Below are 21004 nucleotides of genomic sequence, written 5' to 3'. Positions count from 1 at the left end.
GGGGGGGGACAGGGGGGGGGGGGGACAAGGTGTTTTGACGGGGGGGGCAAAAGCGCTTTGCCCCCACCCTCGAATCTTGCAAGGGGATGAGGTACCTGGGGGACTCGCTTAGCCCAGGGTTTTCGCCAAGGCTTGCAGGCCACCTTCGTAGATGCCTTTGAACAGTGCCTCAGCCTCGGCCTCACTGACACCGGCCGGGGTGAATTCGCCGAACCACTCCACCAGGCTGCCTTGGCCGTCGGCCTTGACTCGCAGGGTCGATCGGTAGTCGGTCACTGGAAACGGGCTGCTCAGGATCGTGTAGCTGTAGCTGCGCGCGTTGTCGTCAAAAGCTGTAAGGCGCTCGACGATGCTGTTGCCGTCCGGGTCTTTCAGCGAGCGCACACGGCCGCCTTCGCTGGAGATGCTCTCGGGGATGAACGGCAGCCAGTCCGGCAGGCTGTCGAAACCGCCGATCAATGCCCAGACGTGTTCAGGGCTGTGTTGGGCTTGCAGGGAAGCGTAGGCAGTTGCCATAGGGTAATGCTCCAGTTGAGTTCAGATAGCAAGGCTGTCGACCACACCGCCGTCGACCCGCAGGGCCGCGCCGGTGGTGGCGGAGGAGTAAGGCGAGGCGAGGTACACCGCGAGGTGGGCGACTTCGTCGACATCGGCGGCGCGCTGAATGATCGAACTTGGCCGTGCGGTACGTACGAAGTTGTCGGCCTCTTCACGAATGCTGCGCCCGGACGCCTGTGCCGCATCGGCTACCAGCGCGGCCACGCCATCGGTCAGGGTCGGGCCGGGCAGTATCGCGTTCACGGTAACCCCGGTGCCGGCCAGGCGCTTGGCCAGGCCATGGGAAACGGCCAAGTTGGCGGCCTTGGTAACACCGTAGTTGATCATGTCCGCAGGGATGGCGATGCCCGATTCCGAGGAAATGAACAGGATCCGCCCCCAGCCTTTCTCGACCATCCCCGGTGCATAGTGGCGGGCCAGGCGCACGCCGCTCAACACGTTGGTATCGTAGAAGCGCGCCCACTCACTGTCGGCCACGTCGAAGAAGTCGACGTCGTCGTAGATGCCCAGGTTGTTGACCAGGATGTCGGCCCGTGGGTGGGCGGCAAACAGGGTGTCGGCACCGGTGGCGGTGCCCAGGTCGGCGACCACGCCGTGAATCTGCCCACGGCCGCCTTGTTGGCGCAGTTCGGCCAAGGCTGCATCCAGCGATTTCTGGCTGCGGCCGGCAATGACCACGTCGGCGTTGGCGCGGGCCAGGCCGCGGGCGATGGCCAGACCAATACCGCCGGTAGAGCCGCTGATGATGGCGGTGCGCCCGCCGAGGTCGATGTTCATGGAATGGCTCCTGTGGGTGAGTTGTATCGATGAGAGCCATCCTAGTAAAGCCTACTCAGACTGTAAAAGACGTAATTCGACTGAGTTCAGACCTCTATGGACTTATTCGCCTGCGCCAGCACGCGTTCACGGAAAATGCCCACGATCGGCCGCAGGTCGACCTGGTGCCAGGCGGCCCACAATTGCACGCTGGGTTGGAACCAATCCAGCTGACGCAAAACCACGGTTGGCCCGGCACTGGCCGTCAGGCTGCCCTGCACCATGGCCAGGCCCAGGCCCGCGGACACCAGGCCGAGCACGCTCAATGGGTCGGTCGCTTCAAGCGACAAGCGCGGGGTAAAACCGGCATCACCGCAGCGGGCGATGAAGTCGTCGCGCTTGTTCACCTGGTCGGGCTGGCCCCCGGTGATGATCCATTCCTGCTCGTGCAGGTCGGCCGGGGTCAGTTCCGCCTTGCTGGCCAGAGGGTGCGAGGCTGGGATGGCCAGCAGCATTGGGTCATCCAGTACTGGCTGCGCACGCAAGTCGGGGTCGTGCTTCGGCGGCGGCTCGCACACCAGGGCAATGTCCAGGCTGCGCTGGCGCAGGCCTTCGAACTGCTCGCTGGGGATCATGTTGTACAGCGCAATGTGAATGTTCGGGCGTTCGCCACGAATGGCCCGCACTGCGCCAGGCAGCACACCAGCGTGGATGGCGTGGTTGACGTAGCCGATGCACAAGCCGCCTTCCTCGCCACGGCCCAGGCGCTTGCCCAGCGACTCCAAGCGCTCGGCATGCTTGAGCAGGCCGCGCGCCTCGGCCAGGAAGGTGCGCCCGTCGTTAGTCAGGTACAGCCGCTGGTTGCGCCGTTCGAACAGGGCCAGGCCAAGGTTGTCCTCCAGCTGGGCGATCTGCCGGCTGAGGGGCGATTGGGAAATATGCAGCTGCTCGGCGGCTCGGCCGACATTCTCGCATTCGGCGACGGCCACGAAGTAGCGCAACTGACGCAAATCCTGCATGAGACCTCCAGGGACTTAACTGTGACGAATTATGACTTGGACGGTCTGGATTTGGCCAGCCTAGGATGTGCTCACGTCGTCGGTTGATGACCTTACACACCCTTTCTGGAGACATGCCATGAGCTTGAAAGACCTGATCGCCAACCCCCTGGGCTTTGGTACCGCGCCACTGGGCAACATGTTCCGCAACGTGCCAGATACCGAAGTGCAAGCCTCGGTGGACGCGGCCTGGAACAACGGTGTGCGCTACTTCGACACTGCGCCTTTCTACGGTGCCGGGCTGTCGGAAATCCGCCTCGGCAAGGCCCTGGCCCAGCGCCCGCGCCATGAATACGTGCTGAGCAGCAAGGTTGGCCGCGTCATCCTCGACGCACTGGAAGACCCGGCTGCTCGTGAGCTGGGCGAGAAGAGCGGCCTGTTCGAGCACGGCAACCGTAACCGCATCGTCAATGACTACAGCGCCGATGCCACCCTGCGCTCGATCGAAGACACCCTCAAGCGTATGGGTACCGACTACCTGGATATCGTCTGGATTCACGACATCGCCCAGGACTTCTACGGTGACGAATGGCTGAGCCAGTTCGAAATCGCTCGTACCGGTGCCTTCCGCGTGCTGACCCGCCTGCGTGAAGAAGGCGTGATCAAGGCATGGGGCTTGGGCGTGAACCGCGTCGAGCCGATCGAGCTGACATTGGACCTCGAAGCAGCACGCCCGGACGGCTTCCTGCTGGCGGGTCGCTACAGCCTTCTGGACCACGACCGTGCGTTGCAACGGGTAATGCCAGGTGCATTGGCGCAAGGCCTCGGCATTGTCGTCGGCGGCCCGTACAACTCCGGCGTGATTGCCGGGGGAGAGCACTACGAGTACCAGAAGGCCAGCCCGCAAATCCGTGCCCGTGTCCAGCGCCTGAACGAAGTGGCGGTGCGCCATGGGGTGGACATCAAGGCTGCGGCGTTGCAGTTCTCGCTGGCGCACCCCGCGGTAGCGGCGGTGATCCCAGGGGCGACCCGGCCACAACATGCCGACCAAGACCTGGCGGCGTTCAATGCGGTGATTCCGGCCGCGTTCTGGGCCGAGCTGCGTGAGCTGGGGCTGATCGCCCAGCAGGCACCGGTACCTGAAGCCTAATCGCGAAAGGGGGAGGGCTTTGCCCTCCTATCGCCAGCGAAGCCTGTTACCCGAGACTTTGCTGCAATGCCTCGATAAACACCTCTTCCGCCCGACTGAAGCGCTGCTCTCTGTTCCAAAGCAGGTGAATATCCACATCGGCAATCCCTTCCTGCGGCGGCAACTTCCACAGCAACCCCGCCTCTACATCCGGCGCCACCACGTGCTCGGGCAGGCAGCCGATGCCAAAGCCGGCGATCACCAGCCGGCGTACTTCCTCCAGGCTTGGCGATGACGCCACGATGCGCCCGGCAAAGCCCTGCTGGTCGCGGAAAATGGTCAGCGGCGACAACATGCCGCCAATCTGGTCGCTGGTAAAACTGACGAAATTCTCCCGTTGCAAGTCGCCTTCGGCCTGGCCGAACAGGGCATGGTGCTTGCCACAGAAGAACGCATAGCGCTGGCGCAGAAACAGCCGTTGCTCCAGCCGTGGCTGTGCACGCCGGTTGAGGCTAAGGCCCGCTGTGGCGGTTTTCTCCTGCAGGGCTGCGACGATGTCGGAGCTGCGCATCACGTCGATTTCCAGCTCCACCCGTGGGTGCTGGCGATGGAAGTCGGCGAGGAAGTCGTCGAAGCGCTCGCTGACGATGCGGCTGATCATCAACAGACGCACCTTGCCTACCAGTTCGTCCGCCGGTTGCTCCAGCAAACCGCCGATCTGCGACATCTGCCCATACACCTCGCCAGCCAGCTGGAACAGCTGCTCGCCCATTTCCGTCAGCACGAAACGCGGCCCACGTCGGGCGATAAGCTGGCGGCCAAGCTGCTCTTCAAGGCGCTTGAGCGCCTGGCTTACGGCCGGCTGGGTGAGGTGCAGGCGGGCGGCGGCGCGGCTGATGGACAGTTCCTGGCCGATGACCCGGAAGGTGCGCAGCAGGTTCCAGTCGAGGCGGTCGTTGAGCAGACGGTCGGACATGGCGAGGCTCGATGATAAGCGTGGCTAATAGTACGAATAATAAATAGAAAATTGACTAATCATAGCCCTGAGCCGATAAATCGCAGGCCAAGCGCCACGAGAGCGCGACAATGACCCAGCAACTCCTGCCAGAACAACAAGCAAAGGAGCCCCCATGAAGCCCACCGCTTCCGCCCAGCCACGTCGTGCAGCTGCTGCCGCGTTCATCGGCACCATGATCGAATGGTACGACTTCTACATTTACGCCACCGCCGCCGCCCTGGTGTTCGGTGCCTTGTTCTTCCCCTCCGACGACAGCCTGTTCAGCACCATGGCCGCGTTCGGCACCTTCGCCGTGGGCTTTTTCGCCCGGCCGCTGGGTGGCATTGTCTTCGGCCACGTGGGCGACCGTATCGGCCGCAAGAAGTCGCTGGTCATCACCCTGCTGATGATGGGCATCGTCACCGTGTGTATCGGCCTGCTGCCGACTTACGCGCAGATCGGTGCCACCGCACCGGTGCTGTTGATCCTGCTGCGCATCGTCCAGGGCATCGCCGTGGGCGGCGAGTGGGGTGGGGCGGTGCTGATGGCCGGCGAGCATGCGCCCAAAGGCCGGCGCAACTTCTTCGCTTCGTTCGCCCAACTGGGCAGCCCGGCGGGCCTGATTCTGTCGCTGCTGGCCTTCGGCGCGGTGACCCGCCTGCCTGAAGACGAGCTGATGAGCTGGGGCTGGCGCGTGCCGTTCCTGGCCAGCGCGTTGCTGCTGCTGGTGGGCCTGGCGATTCGCCTGGGGGTGAACGAGTCGCCCGAGTTCATCGCCAGCCGCGAGCAGGCAGAGAAGGCCCGGCGCAAAGAGCAGGCGCCGGTTTTCGAAGTGCTGCGCACCGCCTGGCGCCCGCTGTTGTTGTGCATCGGTGCCAACACCTTGGGCATTGCCGGGGTCTATTTCACCAACACCTTCATGATCAGCTACACCACTCAACAATTGCACCTGGAGCGCTCGCTGATACTTGAGTGCCTGTTCTTCGTGGCGATCATCCAGTTCTGCGTGCAACCGCTGGCTGCCTGGCTGTCGGAGAAGATCGGTGCCACGCGCTTCCTGGCCCTGGTCGCGTTGCTGGCGATGGCCTCGCCGTACCCGATGTTCGTGCTGGTCAGCTCGGGCCAGGGGCCGTTGATCGTACTGGGCATCGCCCTGGCTGCAGCCTGCATGGCCTCTTTCTACGCGGTGATAGCTGGCTATGTCAGCGGTATGTTCGAAACCCGCGTGCGCTATACCGCCATTTCCTTGGCCTACCAGGTCTGCGGCGCCATCGCTGGCGGCCTTACCCCGCTGATCGGCACCTGGTTGGCTCACACCTTCAGCGGCCAGTGGTGGCCGATGGCCGTGTTCTACACCCTGATCGCCACCGTCTCGCTGGTCTGCGTGCTTGCCCTGGCGCGCCAGTATGCCCGTAGCCAGCGCCTGGAACTGGCCTGATCGAACTGTTTTACTCTGGAGTACCCGCACATGTTGAAAAGCAATGGCGAACGCCTGTGGGCGAGCCTGATGGCCATGGCCGAAATCGGCGCCACCGCCCGTGGCGGCAGCTGCCGCCTGGCGCTCAGCGACGAAGACAAGGCTGGCCGTGAACTGTTCAGCCACTGGTGCCGTGAAGCCGGCCTGACGCTGACGGTGGATGCCATCGGCAACCTGTTCGCCCGCCGCCCTGGCAGTGACCCGGATGCGGCGCCGGTGATGATTGGTAGCCACCTCGACACCCAGCCCGAAGGCGGTCGTTTCGATGGCGTCTATGGCGTGCTGGCCGGGCTTGAGGTGGTGCGCCGCCTCAACGATCTGAACATCCAGACCCGCAAGCCGCTGGAAATCGCTGTATGGACCAACGAAGAAGGCGCGCGTTTCACCCCGGCCATGTTCGGCTCGGCGGTGTTTACCGGCAGCCTCGCGCTGACCGAGGCGCTGGCTATCCGCGATGCTGATGGCATCAGCGTGGCTGACGAACTGCAGCGCACTGGTTACGCCGGCCAGCGCCCGCTGGGTGGCCAGGTGGATGCGTATTTCGAAGCGCATATCGAGCAAGGCCCGATCCTTGAAGACAACGCCAAGGCCATCGGCGTGGTCAGCGGTGGTCAGGCCATCCGCTGGCTGGACGTCACTGTCGAAGGTATGGCGGCACACGCCGGCACCACGCCGATGCCGCTGCGCAAGGATGCCTTGTATGGCGCGGCGCGGATGATCCAGGCGGTTGAGCAACTGGCAGCGGACTTCGCGCCCGAAGGTTTGACCACTGTTGGCGAACTGTCCATTGCCAAGTCTTCACGCAATACCATTCCTGGCCTGCTGCAGTTCACGGTCGACTTGCGCCACCACCGCGACGAAGCCATCGAGGCGATGGAGCGCGACTTGACCTTGAAGCTGCAAGCCATTGCCAGCCAGCGTGGTCTGCAGGTGCGTATCGAGCGGCACTGGGTCAGCCCGGCCACCCCGTTCGACACCGACTGCGTGGCTGCTGTGCAGCAGGCCGTGGATGGCCTGGGCTATGCCCAGCAATCGATCGTCAGCGGTGCCGGCCACGATGCCATCCTGCTGGCCCGCTACTGCCCGACGGCCATGGTGTTCATCCCCTGTGTCGGCGGCCTGAGCCACAACGAAGCCGAAGACGTGTTGCCCAACGATGCCCGTCAGGGTGCCGATGTACTGCTGAACGCCGTGCTGGCCCGTGCGGGCCTTGTCGAATAAGGAGAAGCCTGATGCGTTGCTACTTCCACCCCGAACAACTGCTGCACCACCCGCGCAGCTACTACTCGCGCGGCGCCATGCGCACCCCGCAGGAAGTCCCCGAGCGCGCCCAGCGGCTGTTGCAGGCCGCCAAGGACCTGGGCTTCGACATCCGCCAGCCCGACGATGCCGGCCTTGAACCGTTCAGGGCTGTGCACGGTGAGGCCTATCTGGCCTTCCTCGAAGAGGCCCATGCACGCTGGAAGGAAGTGCCCGAGGACTGGGGCGACGAGGTCATGTCCAACATCTTCGTGCGTGAGCCCAACGCCTTGCGTGGCATTCTCGCCCAGGCCGGGCGCTACCTGGCGGATGGCAGCTGCCCTGTTGGCGAAAACACCTGGCGTTCGGCCTATTGGTCTGCGCAAAGCGCGGTGGCCGGGGCCAAGGCCATCCTCGACGGCGAACCGGCTGCCTATGCGCTGTGCAGGCCACCGGGGCACCATGCGCGCTTCGATTCGGCGGGTGGGTTCTGCTACATCAACAACGCGGCTGTAGCTGCCCAGGCCCTGCGCAGCCGTTATAGCCGCGTGGCAGTTCTCGATACCGACATGCACCATGGGCAGGGGATTCAGGAGATTTTCTACGATCGCCGTGATGTGCTGTATGTGTCGGTGCATGGCGACCCGACCAACTTCTATCCTGGCGTGGCTGGGTTCGCGGACGAGCGGGGTAGTGGTGAAGGGGAGGGGTACAACCTGAACTTGCCGATGGCGCATGGGGCCAGTGAGGCTGATTTCATGGGGCAGTTGGACGTTGCGCTAGCTGCAGTGAAGGACTTTGGTGCTGAGGCGCTGGTGCTGTCGCTCGGGTTCGATATCTATGAACTCGACCCGCAGAGCAAGGTGGCAGTGACGACTGAAGGGTTTGCTGCGTTGGGGGAGCGGATTCGTGCGTTGCGGTTGCCGTGTCTGATCGTGCAGGAAGGCGGGTATCACCTGGACAGCCTGGAGGTGAATGCGCAGGCGTTCTTTGCTGGTAAGGCGGACTGGCGTTAGGTGGTGAGCGCCGGCAGACCCATTGTCACTGCCGGCGCCTCTGATGAAACTCATCTTAGCCTGCAAGGCCCTAAGTTCAGAGCGCCTCACAATTCATATTTTTTTTGAGCCAGGAATTCTGGCTCTCGCCAATTCTGGCCCTTGATGTAGCCATTACCGCCATATTGTATTAAGCCTTCTTCAAGCATTTTGCTTACTAAGTTCATGAGTTGTAGGCAGTCACCAATATTTGCCCAGCTATTTCTATTGTACAAGTTGTCGAGCCGGGGATGAGAAATGCCATCTCGCCTCACAAGCCATAAAATGACGTCTGTAGGGCTTTCGTTAATTACTATTTCGCTGACGGTATTCATTGATTTTCTCGCGCAGTCTGCCGGTCGTCTGCCTCAATGGCTTCTGGTGTGTATAATAGCTCAAGTTCTGAAGTGAGTTGGTAGTCCTCCAGTGTTGCGGCATGTGTGTTATTCCATGCTTCGCCACGATCTTCAGGCCTAATTCTATCTGGGATTTCAAGCGCCCGGAAGCGCTCAAGTTCTCTTATTTCATGTGTGTAGAATCGCTTGTCAGTGTCAGTTGCTTCTAATTGACCTTGTAGTATTTTTTTCAGCCTATCGATCATGATCTTGTTCGCATCGGAGGGTTCGAAACGACTTGTGTGTAGCTTGACTAGCTCAATGCCATCAGCTGTGATCTTAGTCTTCCTCCAATCCAGTCGTTCGATAGGTCCCCCAGCTTTATCCGGGTTGTAGGGTCGTCCACTGTAAGTCCCTTTGGTTGTCGCGCCGGGGTAGGGAGAGTTGAAGACAACGTACAGTGGCGGTAGGCCAGATTCTGGCGGGAAGCAGTAAATGCAGTCTTTGAAGTCCTCCGGTTCCAGCGCGGGTAGAGGGGAGGCTTCGATGTGCAGTGGATTGAGTGTCACGCCACGATAGGGGTAGGAAGGTATCTGCGTGCTAGGTTTAGTGGTCGAGGCGTCGCCGGGTATGTGCGCGGGTAACGTCAGCTTGATTGGAAACTTTTGCGAAGGTACGGAAATGTAGCTGTTCGTCGCCTTGTCGAAGTAGAGTGGGCGTAGAGGTACTCTGCTTTCGAGACTTGCTGTCTGCTGGTTTTGATGAGTGTATAGATGTCATTCTTCGAATAAATTCGATAGGTTGACGCCGCTACTCCATGGCCAAGGGCTTTCTCGTACAGCTGATCGGGTAGGTCCGGTATTAATAAATCGGCTGGGAGGCTCAGTGTTGTTTCATGGTAGAGATCACTGTTGCCGAGTTCGGAAGAATAAAGCAGAGCACCGATACCAACGTTGAATAGCCGGGCTGCAACAGCTCCGGCTGCCCTTTCCAGCATTTTTCGGCCTGATCGCAAAGTTGATTCTAGTTGGCGGTTGTGGTAATAGGTGCTGCCTATTGCGCCCAAGGTTGTTGATATTTGTATTGATGGTATTGTGCTAAAGGTTATGGTATTGCTTTCCGAGGTTTTGCTTTCGGTGAGTGCAAGTTTTGAGTTGAGAGTGGTTATTTCACGATGGATTATTTTTAGACTCTGACCTAACAGAATTTCAATCTGAGCGGCAGTGATGCTTCGCATAAGGGCGAAGAGGAAGCCCTGTATGACATAGAGCTCTTCTTCAAAGTAGGTGTGAGGGTCAATTAAGGTATAGAAGAGATAAGCTGGTGAAAATCCGGGGGCATACACATGTATGCCTGATAAGTCGTCAGTGGGTAGGCCCTTGTGGATGATTTTTTCTTGAGGTTTTAGCAGGAATTGCCGCTTGGCCTGCAGTATGCTTAGATTGTCAGAGTAACGAGCATCAATTGCTGAATAGTGGCTGTCCAGATAATGCTTCAGTCCAGGTGGGGCAGGGGACGAGTCGCTTCGATACTGTTTATGATGTTTTGTGCTTTAGCTTCGGCATCCCAGCTACCAGCACCGATACTGAAAAGTCATACCGGAATGGAGCTGGTGAACAAATTTTACTAATTTCTGAAGCTGTCATGGTCGTGCGGGAGGTCATTGCTCTCTCCTGATCACTAGGTTCGGGAGAGAGAAATACTCTAGAGGAAAACTGTGTTTGCTAAGATGGAATTGTTACATTGAGACCTCGGGTAGGGGCATGCAGCATCAAAAGTTTGTTTTAGCCATACCCCCACTTATAGGCAATCGATATGACAGGCGCCGAAAATTTCAAGGCGAACATCCCGGCAACACCGACGCCCCTACATCCCACCCCGCCGCACATGCTTGACGAAGACCTTCTCCAACAACTCCCACATCGCCGGATCGGTACTGAACGCTACATTGAACCGCATCCACCCGGTGGCCTTGGCATCGACCATGAACAACTGCCCAGGCCCGAGCATGATGCCTTTCTCCAGCGCGTCATCCAGCAACGCCGCGCTGTCCGGAATCGCTGGATGGCGGGTCCAGATATACATGCCTTCATCCGATTCGGTGAACAGTTCAAAGCCCAATCGATGTAGATGCCGGCCAACTTCCTGATGCGCCTCGGCCAGGCGCTGGCGCAGGCGTTTGAGGTGCTTGCGCCAGCGCCCGTCGATGATCGCCGCGTACACCACCCGCTCCATCACCTGCGAGGTGGTCAGGCCCGAGCGCATTTTCAGGTGCAGCAATTTCTGCATCAGTTCGGGGTTGGCCAGCATGTAGCCGACCCGCACGTTGGGTGAAATGCTCTTGGAGTAACTACCCACGTACACCACCTGTTGCAAGTGGTCGAGGCTGGCCAGGCACGGTTGCGGCTCGGTGACCATGTCGGCGTACAGGTTGTTCTCCACAAGGCGGAAACCGTGCTGGCTGGCCAGTTGCAACAGCCGGTGCAACTGCGGCAGTGGGGTGCGCGAGCAGGTCGGGCTGTGCAGGTGCGGCTGGGTGAAGAACGCGGTTGGGCGGTGGTGGGTAAGCAGCTGCTCCAGCTGGTTCAGGTCGTAGCCGGCGGGGGTGCGCGGCACGCCGACCAGGGTGGCGCCCTGGGTGCGCAGGATGCTCATCAGGTTGGGGTAACCGGGGTCGTCCACCAGCACCACGTCGCCAGGGCGCACCAGCGTGCGTGCGGCCAGGTCCAGGGCCTGGCTGGCGCCGTGGGTGAGCATCAGCTGCGCCGGGTTGGCGACGATCGACAACTCCTGTTGCAGGTTCTGCGCAGTCAGTGCCCGCAGCTCCATCAGGCCCATGGGGTCGCCGTAGCCCGACAGTTCCAGTGGGCTGCCGGCTACCTGGCGCAGGCCACGGCGCAGGCCGTCCTCGTACATCCAGTCGTTGGGCAGCCAGCCGCACCCCGGCTTGTACGGCAATTGGCGGATTTCGAAGATCTGCTGCAGGTACCACTCGGAGTTGAACGTTGGTCGACTGGTGTCGGCCTCGGCGTTGTGCTGTTCCAGCAGTTCGCCCGCCGCACGGTTGACGAAGAACCCCGCATTGCCACGGCTCACCAACAGCCCTTGGGCGACCAGCCGGTCGTAGGCCTCGACCACGGTGAAGGTGCTCACCGAATAGCTCGCGGCAAAGGCGCGGATCGACGGGACCTTGGCGCCTGGCTTGAGGGTCTGGTTGTCGATCAGCTCGCGCAGCCCGTCGATGATCTGGTTGACCAGCGGGGTTGAGGAGTCTGGATGTAATTCGAACATTCGTGGCCTTCAGGGTGCGTATCGCCTGGCGTTTGCAGGGTGTACTGCAAGGGCGACCTGTACAGTGCAGTGCGAGATTCATGCCACTGTGCATGGCTCTCTGCGTCGGACATTTTTACATTAGGTGTCGGATATCGCCACATAAAGCATGTTCAGTTCGCGCCAGGCAGTCGCCCTGGGGCGCGTCAGCAGGCCGCCATGGAGGGCCTGCGTGTGTTTGTTCACACCATCCTGCCCGCATTAGCACTGATGTACAGGTGAAATCGCCAGCCATCGGGGTTTCACAGTTTTCCTTGGATAAAAAGAAGCACGGGGTACACAACTGATGGACGCAACATCCACAACCACCACCGCGAAAAGCGGGCACGAGAGCAAGCTCAGTGCCTCGCTGAAGTCGCGCCACCTGACGATGATGTCGATCGCCGGGGTTATTGGCGGCGCCTTGTTCGTCGGTTCCGGCAGCGTGATCCACAGCGCCGGCCCAGCCGCTGTCCTGGCCTATCTGGCAGGCGGCATCCTGGTGGTGCTGATCATGCGCATGCTGGGTGAAATGGCGACTTCCTCGCCAGACACCGGCTCGTTCTCCACCTACGCCGACCGCGCCATTGGCCGTTGGGCCGGTTTCACCATCGGCTGGCTGTACTGGTGGTACTGGGTCATCCTCATGGCCTGGGAAGCCTATGTGGCGGGCAAGATCCTGCATGGCTTCTTCCCTGACGTCAGCGTCAACGTGTTCGTGCTGGCCACGACCCTGCTGCTGATCACCGTCAACTTCTTCAACGTCAAGCACTACGGTGAGTTCGAGTTCTGGTTCGCCTTGATCAAGGTGATTGCGATTGTCTGCTTCCTGATCGTGTGTACCGCTGCCGTGATGAACGTCTGGCAGTTCGGTGAGGTGCGTGGCATCAGCCATCTCACCGCCGAAGGCTTCATGCCCAATGGCATCACCACCGTGATCGGTGCCCTGCTCGGGGTGATGTTCGCCTTCCTCGGCGCCGAAATCGTCACGATCGCGGCCTCCGAAGCCAAGGACCCTGCGGCGCAGATCGTCAAGGCGACCAACTCGGTGGTTTGGCGTGTGTGCCTGTTCTACGTCGGCTCGATCTTCCTGATCGTCTGCCTGGTACCGTGGAACGACCCGCACCTGGGCGTCTCCGGCTACGGTGCCTACCGCCGTACCCTGGAACTGCTGGGCGTGCCGTATGCCGAACTGCTGATGAACTTCGTGGTGCTGACCTCGGTGAGCAGCTGCCTGATCTCCGGCCACTACACCGCCTCGCGCATGCTGTTCTCCCTGGCCCAGCGTGGCGACGCGCCGTCGTTCTTCAAGATCACCCGCGCCGGCACCGGTGTACCGGTGTACGCGATCATGGGCTCGTGCGCCGTGGCCGTGGTGTGTGCGCTGATCAACTTCAGCGAGACCCTGCGCCCGAAAGACGTACTGGACACCCTGATGAACACCACCGGCATGATTGCCCTGCTGGTGTACCTGGTCATCGCCTTCTCGCAACTGCGCATGCGCCGCAAGCTGATTGCCGAGGGCAAGGAAGTACGCCTGAAGATGTGGCTGTTCCCGTGGCTGACCTACCTGGTGATCGCGTTCATCGTGGCCGCCCTGGTAACCATGGCCTTCATGCCTGACTACCAGATCCTGGTGATCTCTACCGGTATCGCTGCGGCGATCGTGGTGGCAATGGGTGTGGTGCACCAGATCCGCTCTGGCAGCAAGCAGCACTAAGCGTCACTCGCGTTTGGAAACGGCCGGCTCCCTTGGGGACCCGGCCGTTTCGCGTTGTTGAGCCTGGGTTTTTTCTGCAGGCATGTGGAAGCGCTGGTTCATCCACGGTGAGCCGAGCAGGGCGGCGGCGGCGATCAGGGCCAGGATGGCGAGGGCGATGGAGGTCTTCATGGACGTGCGCATAAAGGGACTGACTTCAAGCATAGGCGGTCAGTTCCGGCCTCATCGCCGCTACAGTTCAGCGTTCGCGGGCTTGCCGCTGATAACCGTCAGGTGAAGCTGGCGAAATGCGCCTGCATCCGTGCCGCATCCGCCTGTTGCCCGCTGAACAGCTCGAACGCCTTCACCGCCTGGAACACGGCCATGTTGCTGCCATCCAGGGTGCGGCAACCCAGTGCCCGGGCCGCGCGCAGCAGTTCGGTCTCCAGGGGGAAGTAGATGATTTCCGCCACCCACAGGCGTGCATGCAGCAACGCTACCGGCAGTGGGGTGCCCGGTAGCTTGGCCATGCCCACCGGGGTGGTGTTGACCAGCCCGTCCGCTTCGGCCAATGCTGTGGCCAGGTCCGTGCCGACCACGGCACGACCGGCGCCGAAATGAGCGTTCAGGTTGTCTACCAATGCCTGTGCACGGGCAGCGTCCACTTCGAACAGCACCAGCCGCTCGACCCCTTCACCCAGCAGGGCATGGGCCACGGCCGAGCCTGCACCGCCAGCGCCCATCTGCACCACCTGGCGCCGCGCGACGTCGGGCAGGCCACGGCGCAAGCCCTCGGCAAAACCCAGGCAATCGGTGTTGTGGCCGACCCGCTTGCCGTCCTTGAGCACCACGGTGTTCACCGCACCGATGCCACGGGCTTCGTCGGACAGCTCGTCGAGCAACGGCAGAATCGCCTGCTTGAATGGGTAGGTGATGTTGAGCCCGGTAAAACCGGTGTGCTGCGCGGCGTCAAGCAGGCCGGGCAGGGCGCTGTCGTCCAGTTGCAACTGGTCGGCATCGATCAGGCGGTACAGGTAACGCAAGGCCTGCGCGTCGCCTTCGTGTTCGTGCAGGGCGGGGGTGCGCGACAGCTGGATGCCGCGGCCGATCAGGCCGGCGAGGATGGCTTGTTGGCTCATGCCGTGCGCTCCTGGAACATTTCGGCGAAGTGGCTCAGGGCCATGCGGTAGCCATGGCTGCCCAGGCCGCAGATGACACCGACGGCGATGGAAGAGACGAACGACAGGTGACGGAACGGCTCGCGCTTGTGCACGTTGGACAAGTGCACTTCGATGACCGGCAGCTCGCTGGCCACCAGGGCATCGCGGATGGCGACCGATGTGTGGGTCCAGGCGCCAGGGTTGATCACGATACCGGCGCAACGGCCACGGGCGGCGTGGACCCAGTCGATCAGTTCGCCTTCGTGGTTGGTTTGGCGGAATTCGATTTCCAGGCCGTGGGCATGGGCAGTATCGGCACACCCTTGAGCCAGGTCGGCAAGGGTTTCATGGCCGTATTGGGCAGGCTCGCGGGTGCCCAGCATGTTCAGGTTGGGGCCGTTGAGCACGAGAATAAGGGGCTTCATGACGGGCATCACTTTGTTGTTGTTGGATGCGCTTAGTTTTGTACTGACTGGTTAGTTCCGTCAATTGGACAGCCACTTCGCACCGGGAAAGTGGGCGATTATCGAACTGCGTTGGTGATTGCAAAATTGTAATGTTGCCGCCACCGCCCCGATAACCAACCCTTTCTACAGTCCCTTGCCAACGCTTCGCCGAGAGGACTTGATTCGTGCCCATCCCCCGCAAGATCGCCTTGCTCTGCCTGTTGCTGGCCGGTGCCACCAGCGCCCAGGCCAGCCAGAGCCTGAGCCTGCCCCAGGCGCTTGCCGCCGCCTTTGCCCAGAACCCGGAGCTGGCTGCGGCCGGCCGCGAAATCGGCATTGCCGAAGGTGAACGGCGCCAGGCCGGGTTGCTCCCCAACCCCGAGCTGGCCTGGGAAGTCGAGGACACCCGCCGTGACACCAGCACCACCACCGTCACCCTCAGCCAACCGCTGGAGCTGGGCGGCAAGCGCGGGGCACGTATCGCCGTGGCCGGTGCTGGCCAGGCCATTGCCCAGCTCGACCTGGAGCGCCAGCGCAACGGCCTGCGGGCCGATGTGGTGCAGGCCTTTCATGCAGCCTTGCGCGCGCAGACCGCGCTGGAGCTGGCGCAGCAGTCGCAGGCACTGACTGAACGCGGGCTGCGGGTTGTGCAAGGGCGGGTCACTGCGGGCCAGTCATCGCCGGTAGAGGCCACCCGTGCCCAGGTGCAGCTGGCCCAGGCCCAGGCCGAAGTGCGCCGCGCACGCACCCAGCGCAGCGTGGCCTACCAGGCGCTGGCCCGCCTGACCGGCAGCCCGCTGGCAGGTTTCGACCAGCTGCAGGCCGCCAACCTTTCGCCGGGCGTTGCGCCCAACGCCGACGCTTTGCTTGAGCAGGTCGAACAGACCGTCGAATGGCGCCTGGCCGCTGCGCAGGTCGAGCGCGGCGATGCTTCCCTGGGTTCGGAAAAGGCCCAGCGTATTCCCAACCTCACCGTCAGCCTTGGCAGCCAGTACAGCCGTGAGGACCGTGAGCGGGTGAACGTGGTTGGCCTGTCCATGCCGTTGCCGTTGTTCGACCGCAACCAGGGCAATGTACTGGCCGCTGCGCGCCGTGCCGACCAGGCGCGTGACCTGCGCAACGCCGTGGAACTGCGCCTGCGCAGTGAAACCCGCAGTGCCGTGAGCCAGTGGGCCACGGCGATGCAGGACGTGCAGGCCTATGACCGCACCATCCTGCCCGCTGCGCAGCAGGCCGTGGATACCGCCACTCGCGGTTTTGAAATGGGCAAGTTCGCCTTTCTCGATGTACTCGACGCCCAGCGCACGCTGATCGAGGCCCGCGGGCTGTACCTCGAGGCGCTGGCCTCGGCGACCGATGCGCGCGCGCAAGTCGAGCGGATCTACGGCGACCTCGATGGCCTGAGCAACACACCGAATAGCAGGAGCAACAATGACTAACCCACGCAAGCTAGCCCTTCTGGCCGCCGCCGTCGCCGCACTCGGCCTTGGCGGCCTGGCCTGGACCGGCAACCTCGGCCAGGCGTCGAAAGCCGAAGCCCGGCACGACGATCATGGCCAAGACAGCCACGGCCACGCCGCAGAGCAGGCCACTGAGGGCCATGCCGAGGAGGGGCACGCTGAAGAAGAAGGCCAGCTGCACCTGTCCATCGCCCAGATCGAAGCCGCCGGCGTGCAACTGGCTGCCGCAGGCCCCCGTGAGTTGGGCATCGACATCAGCTTCCCAGGTGAAATCCGCTTTGACGAGGACCGTACCGCCCACGTCGTCCCCCGTGTGCCGGGCGTCGTCGAGGCGGTGCACGCCGAGCTGGGCCAGGCGGTCAAGCGCGGCCAGGTGCTGGCGGTGATCGCCAGCCAGCAGATCTCCGACCTGCGCAGCGAGCAGCAGGCCGCCCAGCGTCGTCTGGAGCTGGCGCGGCTGACCTTCCAGCGTGAACAGCAACTGTGGCAGGAGCGCATCAGCGCCGAGCAGGATTACCTGCAGGCGCGCCAGGCATTGCAGGAGGCCGAGATCGCCTTGGCCAACGCCCGGCAGAAGGTCGCCGCCGTGGGCCCGGCCGGTGCCGGTAACCGCTATGAGCTACGTGCGCCATTCGATGCGGTGGTCGTGGAAAAGCACCTGACTGCAGGCGAAGTGGTTGACGAGACCAGCAACGCTTTCACCCTGTCTGACTTGAGCCGTGTGTGGGCCACCTTCGCCGTGGCCCCGCGTGACCTTGGCAAGGTCGTGACTGGCCGCGATGTCACGGTCAGTGCGCCGGACCTGGGCGCCCAGGTCGAGGGCAAGGTCAACTACGTCGGCAGCCTGCTCGGTGAGCAGAACCGCGCCGCTACCGTGCGCGCCACCCTGGCCAACCCCAACGGGGCCTGGCGCCCAGGGCTGTTCGTCAACATTGCTGTCAGCGTCGAGCGCTTCAAGGCCGCCGTGACGGTGCCGGAAAACGCCCTGCAAACCTGGGAAGAACAGACCGTGGTGTTTGCCCGCACCGAGGAAGGCTTCGAGGCCCGCCCGGTAACGACTGGCCGCCGCGATGCTGGCCAGGTAGAGATTCTCAGCGGCCTGGCCGCCGGTACTCAGGTAGCGGCCGCCGGCAGCTTTGTCCTCAAGTCGGAGCTGGGCAAAGGCTCGGCCGAGCACAGCCATTGATCACGGGGACACCTGCATGTTCGAACGCCTGATTCAATTCGCCATCGAGCAGCGCCTGGTGGTGATGCTGGCCGTGGTCCTGATGGCCGCGGTGGGTATCCACAGCTACCAGAAACTGCCGATCGACGCTGTGCCGGACATTACCAACGTCCAGGTGCAGATCAACACCGCCGCCCCCGGTTATTCGCCGCTGGAGACCGAGCAGCGCATCACCTTTGCCATCGAAACCGCCATGGCTGGCCTGCCTGGGCTGAAGCAGACCCGCTCGCTGTCGCGTTCGGGCTTGTCGCAGGTTACGGTGATTTTCGATGATGGCACCGACGTGTTCTTCGCCCGCCAGTTGGTCAACGAGCGCCTGCAAGTGGCTCGCGAGCAATTGCCCGAGGGGATAGAAGCGGGCATGGGGCCGATCTCCACCGGGCTGGGGGAAATCTTCCTGTGGACGGTGGAAGCCGAGGAGGGGGCGCTCAAGGAAGACGGCACACCCTACACCCCAACCGACCTGCGGGTGATCCAGGACTGGATCATCAAGCCACAGCTGCGCAATGTGCCGGGGGTGGCCGAGGTCAACAGCATTGGTGGCCATGCCAAGCAATACCTGATTGCGCCGGAGCCCAAACGCCTGGCGGCCTACAAGCTCACCCTCAATGACCTGATCGCGGCGTTGGAACGCAACAACGCCAACGTCGGCGCCGGTTACATCGAGCGCAATGGCGAACAGTTGCTGATTCGCGCACCGGGCCAGGTGGCGTCGGCCGAAGACATCGCCAACATTGTCATCTCCAGCGTCGATGGCACGCCAATCCGTGTCAGCCATGTTGCCGAGGTTGGCCTGGGCGAAGAGCTTCGCTCGGGTGCGGCCACCGAAAATGGCCGGGAGGTGGTGCTGGGCACGGTGTTCATGCTGATTGGCGAGAACAGCCGCACGGTGTCCCAGGCGGTCGCCGCCAAATTGGTCGAGATCAACCGCAACCTGCCCAAGGGGGTGGTGGCGGTGACCGTGTACGACCGCACCAACCTGGTGGAAAAAGCCATCGCCACGGTGAAGAAGAACCTGATCGAAGGGGCCATCCTGGTCATTGCCGTGCTGTTCCTGTTCCTGGGCAACATCCGCGCCGCACTGATCACCGCAATGGTCATCCCGCTGTCGATGCTGTTCACTTTCACTGGCATGTTCAGCAACAAGGTCAGCGCCAACTTGATGAGCCTAGGCGCGCTGGACTTCGGCATCATCGTCGACGGTGCGGTGGTGATCGTGGAAAACGCCATCCGCCGCCTGGCCCATGCCCAGCAACGCCATGGCCGCATGCTGACCCGCAGCGAGCGCTTCCATGAAGTGTTCGCCGCCGCCCGCGAGGCGCGCCGGCCGCTGATCTACGGGCAGTTGATCATCATGGTGGTGTACCTGCCGATCTTTGCCCTGACCGGTGTCGAGGGCAAGATGTTCCACCCCATGGCCTTTACCGTGGTCATGGCCTTGCTCGGCGCCATGATTCTTTCGGTCACGTTCGTGCCGGCGGCCATTGCCCTGTTCGTCACCGGCAAGGTCAAGGAAGAAGAAGGCCTGGTGATGCGCACGGCGCGCCAGCGTTATGCACCGGTGCTGGCCTGGGTGCTGGGCCGGCGCCAGGTGGCGTTTGCCGCCGCTGCCGCCCTGGTGCTGTTGTCCGGGGGCATGGCCAGCCGCATGGGCAGCGAGTTCATCCCCAGCCTAAGCGAGGGCGACTTTGCCTTGCAGGCCCTGCGTGTGCCGGGTACCAGCCTGTCGCAGTCGGTGGACATGCAGCAGCGCCTGGAGCAGGCGATCATCGCCCAGGTGCCGGAGGTGGAGCGGGTGTTCGCCCGTACCGGTACTGCCGAAATCGCCTCTGACCCGATGCCACCGAACATCTCCGACGCCTATGTGATGTTGCGCCCGCGCGAGCAGTGGGTAGATCCGGGCAAGCCGCGTGACGAACTGATCGCCGAGGTGCAACGTGCTGCCGCCAGCGTACCGGGCAGCAACTACGAGCTGTCGCAGCCGATCCAGTTGCGTTTCAACGAGCTGATTTCCGGGGTGCGCAGCGATGTGGCGGTGAAGTTGTTCGGTGATGACATGGATGTGCTCAACCGCACCGCCGCGCAAATCGCCAGCAGCCTGCAAGGTGTCGCGGGTGCGTCCGAGGTGAAGGTGGAGCAAACCACCGGCCTGCCGGTGCTGACCATCGACATCGACCGCGACAAGGCGGCGCGCCATGGCCTGAACGTGGGCGACGTGCAGGACGCCATCGCCATTGCCGTGGGTGGCCGCACGGCAGGCACACTGTATGAAGGCGACCGGCGCTTCGACATGGTGGTGCGCCTGCCCGAAACCTTGCGCACGGATGTGGACGGGCTTTCCAGCCTGCTGATTCCGGTACCGGCCAGTGCCACTGCGGGCGCTGCGCAAATCGGCTTTATCCCGCTGTCTCAGGTGGCCACGTTGAACCTGCAACTGGGGCCTAACCAGGTCAGCCGCGAGGATGGCAAGCGGGTGGTGGTGGTCAGCGCCAACGTTCGCGGGCGTGACCTGGGCTCGTTCGTGGAGGATGCCGAACAGATCCTGATCCAGCAGGTGCAGATTCCACCGGGTTACTGGACACGCTGGGGTGGGCAGTTCGAACAGTTGCAATCGGCAACCGAGCGCCTGCAGGTGGTGGTGCCGGTAGCCTTGCTGCTGGTCATGGCACTGTTGCTGATGATGTTCAATAACCTCAGGGATGGCTTGCTGGTGTTCACCGGTATTCCGTTTGCCCTGACCGGTGGGGTGCTGGCGCTGTGGTTGCGGGACATCCCGTTGTCCATCTCGGCGGGTGTGGGTTTCATTGCCCTGTCGGGGGTGGCGGTGCTCAACGGGCTGGTGATGATCGCCTTTATCCGTGGCCTGCGCGAAGAAGGGCGCCCGTTGCGGGTGGCGGTAGAAGAGGGCGCCTTGACGCGCTTGCGGCCGGTGCTGATGACCGCGCTGGTGGCTTCGCTGGGGTTCATTCCAATGGCCTTGGCCACGGGGACCGGGGCTGAGGTGCAGCGGCCGCTGGCGACGGTAGTGATTGGTGGGATCCTGTCTTCTACTGCGTTGACGTTGCTGGTTCTGCCTGCGTTGTATCAGTGGGCGTATCGGCGGGAAGAGGCGCAAGAGGGCTGAGGGCCAGGGGCCGCTTTGCGGCCCATCGCGACACAAGGCCGCTCCTACAGGATTGCGT

The 21004-nt window shown here is 62.5% G+C and carries 19 protein-coding genes and 1 pseudogene; 8 read left to right on the top strand and 12 right to left on the bottom strand.

The window, feature by feature from the left end; genetic code table 11:
* Positions 1-108 precede the first annotated feature (108 nt).
* The 3 genes from APH42_RS04255 to APH42_RS04245 all read right to left on the bottom strand — a co-directional run bounded on the left by APH42_RS04255 (position 109) and on the right by APH42_RS04245 (position 2333).
* Complete coding sequence (locus APH42_RS04255) at positions 109-516, bottom strand: SRPBCC family protein (RefSeq protein WP_012271680.1); 408 nt, start codon at positions 514-516, stop codon at positions 109-111.
* Positions 517-537: 21 nt separating this feature from the next.
* Positions 538-1335, bottom strand: a complete 798-nt coding sequence (locus tag APH42_RS04250) for an SDR family NAD(P)-dependent oxidoreductase (protein WP_060492807.1) — start codon at positions 1333-1335, stop codon at positions 538-540.
* 86 nt (positions 1336-1421) lie between these two features.
* A complete protein-coding gene (locus APH42_RS04245; RefSeq protein ID WP_012271682.1) occupies positions 1422-2333 on the bottom strand; it encodes a LysR family transcriptional regulator in 912 nt (303 codons plus the stop codon).
* A 118-nt stretch (positions 2334-2451) separates the two neighbouring features.
* Between APH42_RS04245 and APH42_RS04240 the strand changes: the two genes are divergently transcribed.
* The gene (locus tag APH42_RS04240) at positions 2452-3462 is read left to right on the top strand and encodes an aldo/keto reductase (protein WP_060492806.1); all 1011 of its coding nucleotides are present in this window, start codon (positions 2452-2454) and stop codon (positions 3460-3462) included.
* A 46-nt stretch (positions 3463-3508) separates the two neighbouring features.
* On the opposite strand, the gene APH42_RS04235 is transcribed toward APH42_RS04240, so the two are convergent.
* Positions 3509-4417, bottom strand: coding sequence for a LysR family transcriptional regulator (locus APH42_RS04235; protein ID WP_012271684.1), 909 nt, complete (start codon positions 4415-4417; stop codon positions 3509-3511).
* Between the two features lie 154 nt (positions 4418-4571).
* Here APH42_RS04235 and APH42_RS04230 point away from each other — a divergent pair, with 154 nt between their 5' ends.
* From APH42_RS04230 to APH42_RS04220, 3 genes are read left to right on the top strand one after another with little or no spacing between them, the layout of a single operon-like run.
* Entirely contained in the window at positions 4572-5876 is a 1305-nt protein-coding gene (locus APH42_RS04230; RefSeq protein ID WP_012271685.1) for an MFS transporter, read from the top strand.
* Positions 5877-5906: 30 nt separating this feature from the next.
* Positions 5907-7136 (top strand): Zn-dependent hydrolase, encoded by a 1230-nt coding sequence (locus APH42_RS04225; RefSeq protein WP_060492805.1) that lies wholly within the window; start codon positions 5907-5909, stop codon positions 7134-7136.
* A gap of 11 nt (positions 7137-7147) precedes the next feature.
* Positions 7148-8170, top strand: coding sequence for a histone deacetylase family protein (locus tag APH42_RS04220; protein WP_060492804.1), 1023 nt, complete (start codon positions 7148-7150; stop codon positions 8168-8170).
* An 86-nt stretch (positions 8171-8256) separates the two neighbouring features.
* On the opposite strand, the gene APH42_RS29020 is transcribed toward APH42_RS04220, so the two are convergent.
* The 5 genes and pseudogenes from APH42_RS29020 to APH42_RS04215 all read right to left on the bottom strand — a co-directional run bounded on the left by APH42_RS29020 (position 8257) and on the right by APH42_RS04215 (position 11814).
* Positions 8257-8523, bottom strand: coding sequence for a hypothetical protein (locus APH42_RS29020; RefSeq protein ID WP_071984352.1), 267 nt, complete (start codon positions 8521-8523; stop codon positions 8257-8259).
* Entirely contained in the window at positions 8520-8789 is a 270-nt protein-coding gene (locus APH42_RS30395; RefSeq protein ID WP_256217778.1) for a hypothetical protein, read from the bottom strand. The genes APH42_RS29020 and APH42_RS30395 overlap by 4 nt, the downstream gene beginning before the upstream one ends.
* A gap of 243 nt (positions 8790-9032) precedes the next feature.
* Positions 9033-9215: pseudogene (locus APH42_RS30775) on the bottom strand (hypothetical protein); the annotation flags it as partial.
* Positions 9170-9868: a hypothetical protein gene (locus APH42_RS29830; RefSeq protein WP_156352731.1), complete on the bottom strand. Its 699-nt coding sequence runs from the start codon at positions 9866-9868 to the stop codon at positions 9170-9172. The gene APH42_RS29830 and the pseudogene APH42_RS30775, both read right to left, overlap by 46 nt.
* 521 nt (positions 9869-10389) lie before the next feature.
* Positions 10390-11814 carry a PLP-dependent aminotransferase family protein gene (locus APH42_RS04215; RefSeq protein ID WP_012271689.1) on the bottom strand — a complete coding sequence of 475 codons (1425 nt, stop codon included), beginning with the start codon at positions 11812-11814 and terminating at the stop codon, positions 10390-10392.
* 325 nt (positions 11815-12139) lie between these two features.
* Here APH42_RS04215 and APH42_RS04210 point away from each other — a divergent pair, with 325 nt between their 5' ends.
* Positions 12140-13552, top strand: a complete 1413-nt coding sequence (locus APH42_RS04210; RefSeq protein ID WP_012271690.1) for an amino acid permease — start codon at positions 12140-12142, stop codon at positions 13550-13552.
* A gap of 3 nt (positions 13553-13555) precedes the next feature.
* Here the strand turns inward: APH42_RS04210 and APH42_RS04205 are convergent, their stop codons facing one another.
* The 3 genes from APH42_RS04205 to aroQ form a co-directional block, all read right to left on the bottom strand.
* Entirely contained in the window at positions 13556-13735 is a 180-nt protein-coding gene (locus APH42_RS04205) for a hypothetical protein (protein WP_060492810.1), read from the bottom strand.
* Between the two features lie 86 nt (positions 13736-13821).
* Positions 13822-14670, bottom strand: a complete 849-nt coding sequence (locus APH42_RS04200) for a shikimate dehydrogenase (protein ID WP_012271692.1) — start codon at positions 14668-14670, stop codon at positions 13822-13824.
* Positions 14667-15116: a type II 3-dehydroquinate dehydratase gene (gene aroQ / locus APH42_RS04195; RefSeq protein WP_012271693.1), complete on the bottom strand. Its 450-nt coding sequence runs from the start codon at positions 15114-15116 to the stop codon at positions 14667-14669. Before aroQ ends, APH42_RS04200 begins: the two co-directional genes overlap by 4 nt.
* Positions 15117-15322: 206 nt before the next feature.
* On the opposite strand from aroQ, the gene APH42_RS04190 reads away from it, so the two are divergent.
* Genes APH42_RS04190 through APH42_RS04180 form a run of 3 tightly spaced genes read left to right on the top strand, consistent with a single transcriptional unit; the run spans position 15323 to position 20946 of the window.
* Entirely contained in the window at positions 15323-16576 is a 1254-nt protein-coding gene (locus APH42_RS04190; protein ID WP_012271694.1) for a TolC family protein, read from the top strand.
* The gene (locus APH42_RS04185; protein WP_060492803.1) at positions 16569-17783 is read left to right on the top strand and encodes an efflux RND transporter periplasmic adaptor subunit; all 1215 of its coding nucleotides are present in this window, start codon (positions 16569-16571) and stop codon (positions 17781-17783) included. The genes APH42_RS04190 and APH42_RS04185 overlap by 8 nt, the downstream gene beginning before the upstream one ends.
* A 16-nt stretch (positions 17784-17799) precedes the next feature.
* On the top strand, positions 17800-20946 hold the full coding sequence (locus tag APH42_RS04180; RefSeq protein ID WP_060492802.1) for a CusA/CzcA family heavy metal efflux RND transporter: 3147 nt from the start codon (positions 17800-17802) through the stop codon (positions 20944-20946).
* The last annotated feature ends 58 nt before the right edge of the window (positions 20947-21004 follow it).

The sequence above is a fragment of the Pseudomonas sp. NBRC 111140 genome, from assembly GCF_001320885.1.
In the GTDB taxonomy this organism is placed as follows: domain Bacteria; phylum Pseudomonadota; class Gammaproteobacteria; order Pseudomonadales; family Pseudomonadaceae; genus Aquipseudomonas; species Aquipseudomonas putida_P.
This window is presented reverse-complemented; position numbering and strand designations above follow the sequence as displayed.

Excerpts from the sequence above, each read along its gene's own strand:
- APH42_RS04255 (WP_012271680.1), bottom strand. The coding sequence starts at position 516 with ATGGCAACTGCCTACGCTTCCCTGCAAGCCCAACACAGCCCTGAACAC.
- APH42_RS04250 (WP_060492807.1), bottom strand. The coding sequence starts at position 1,335 with ATGAACATCGACCTCGGCGGGCGCACCGCCATCATCAGCGGCTCTACC.
- APH42_RS04245 (WP_012271682.1), bottom strand. The coding sequence starts at position 2,333 with ATGCAGGATTTGCGTCAGTTGCGCTACTTCGTGGCCGTCGCCGAATGC.
- APH42_RS04240 (WP_060492806.1), top strand. The coding sequence starts at position 2,452 with ATGAGCTTGAAAGACCTGATCGCCAACCCCCTGGGCTTTGGTACCGCG.
- APH42_RS04235 (WP_012271684.1), bottom strand. The coding sequence starts at position 4,417 with ATGTCCGACCGTCTGCTCAACGACCGCCTCGACTGGAACCTGCTGCGC.
- APH42_RS04230 (WP_012271685.1), top strand. The coding sequence starts at position 4,572 with ATGAAGCCCACCGCTTCCGCCCAGCCACGTCGTGCAGCTGCTGCCGCG.
- APH42_RS04225 (WP_060492805.1), top strand. The coding sequence starts at position 5,907 with ATGTTGAAAAGCAATGGCGAACGCCTGTGGGCGAGCCTGATGGCCATG.
- APH42_RS04220 (WP_060492804.1), top strand. The coding sequence starts at position 7,148 with ATGCGTTGCTACTTCCACCCCGAACAACTGCTGCACCACCCGCGCAGC.
- APH42_RS29020 (WP_071984352.1), bottom strand. The coding sequence starts at position 8,523 with ATGAATACCGTCAGCGAAATAGTAATTAACGAAAGCCCTACAGACGTC.
- APH42_RS30395 (WP_256217778.1), bottom strand. The coding sequence starts at position 8,789 with ATGATCGATAGGCTGAAAAAAATACTACAAGGTCAATTAGAAGCAACT.
- APH42_RS04215 (WP_012271689.1), bottom strand. The coding sequence starts at position 11,814 with ATGTTCGAATTACATCCAGACTCCTCAACCCCGCTGGTCAACCAGATC.
- APH42_RS04210 (WP_012271690.1), top strand. The coding sequence starts at position 12,140 with ATGGACGCAACATCCACAACCACCACCGCGAAAAGCGGGCACGAGAGC.
- APH42_RS04205 (WP_060492810.1), bottom strand. The coding sequence starts at position 13,735 with ATGCGCACGTCCATGAAGACCTCCATCGCCCTCGCCATCCTGGCCCTG.
- APH42_RS04200 (WP_012271692.1), bottom strand. The coding sequence starts at position 14,670 with ATGAGCCAACAAGCCATCCTCGCCGGCCTGATCGGCCGCGGCATCCAG.
- aroQ (WP_012271693.1), bottom strand. The coding sequence starts at position 15,116 with ATGAAGCCCCTTATTCTCGTGCTCAACGGCCCCAACCTGAACATGCTG.
- APH42_RS04185 (WP_060492803.1), top strand. The coding sequence starts at position 16,569 with ATGACTAACCCACGCAAGCTAGCCCTTCTGGCCGCCGCCGTCGCCGCA.
- APH42_RS04180 (WP_060492802.1), top strand. The coding sequence starts at position 17,800 with ATGTTCGAACGCCTGATTCAATTCGCCATCGAGCAGCGCCTGGTGGTG.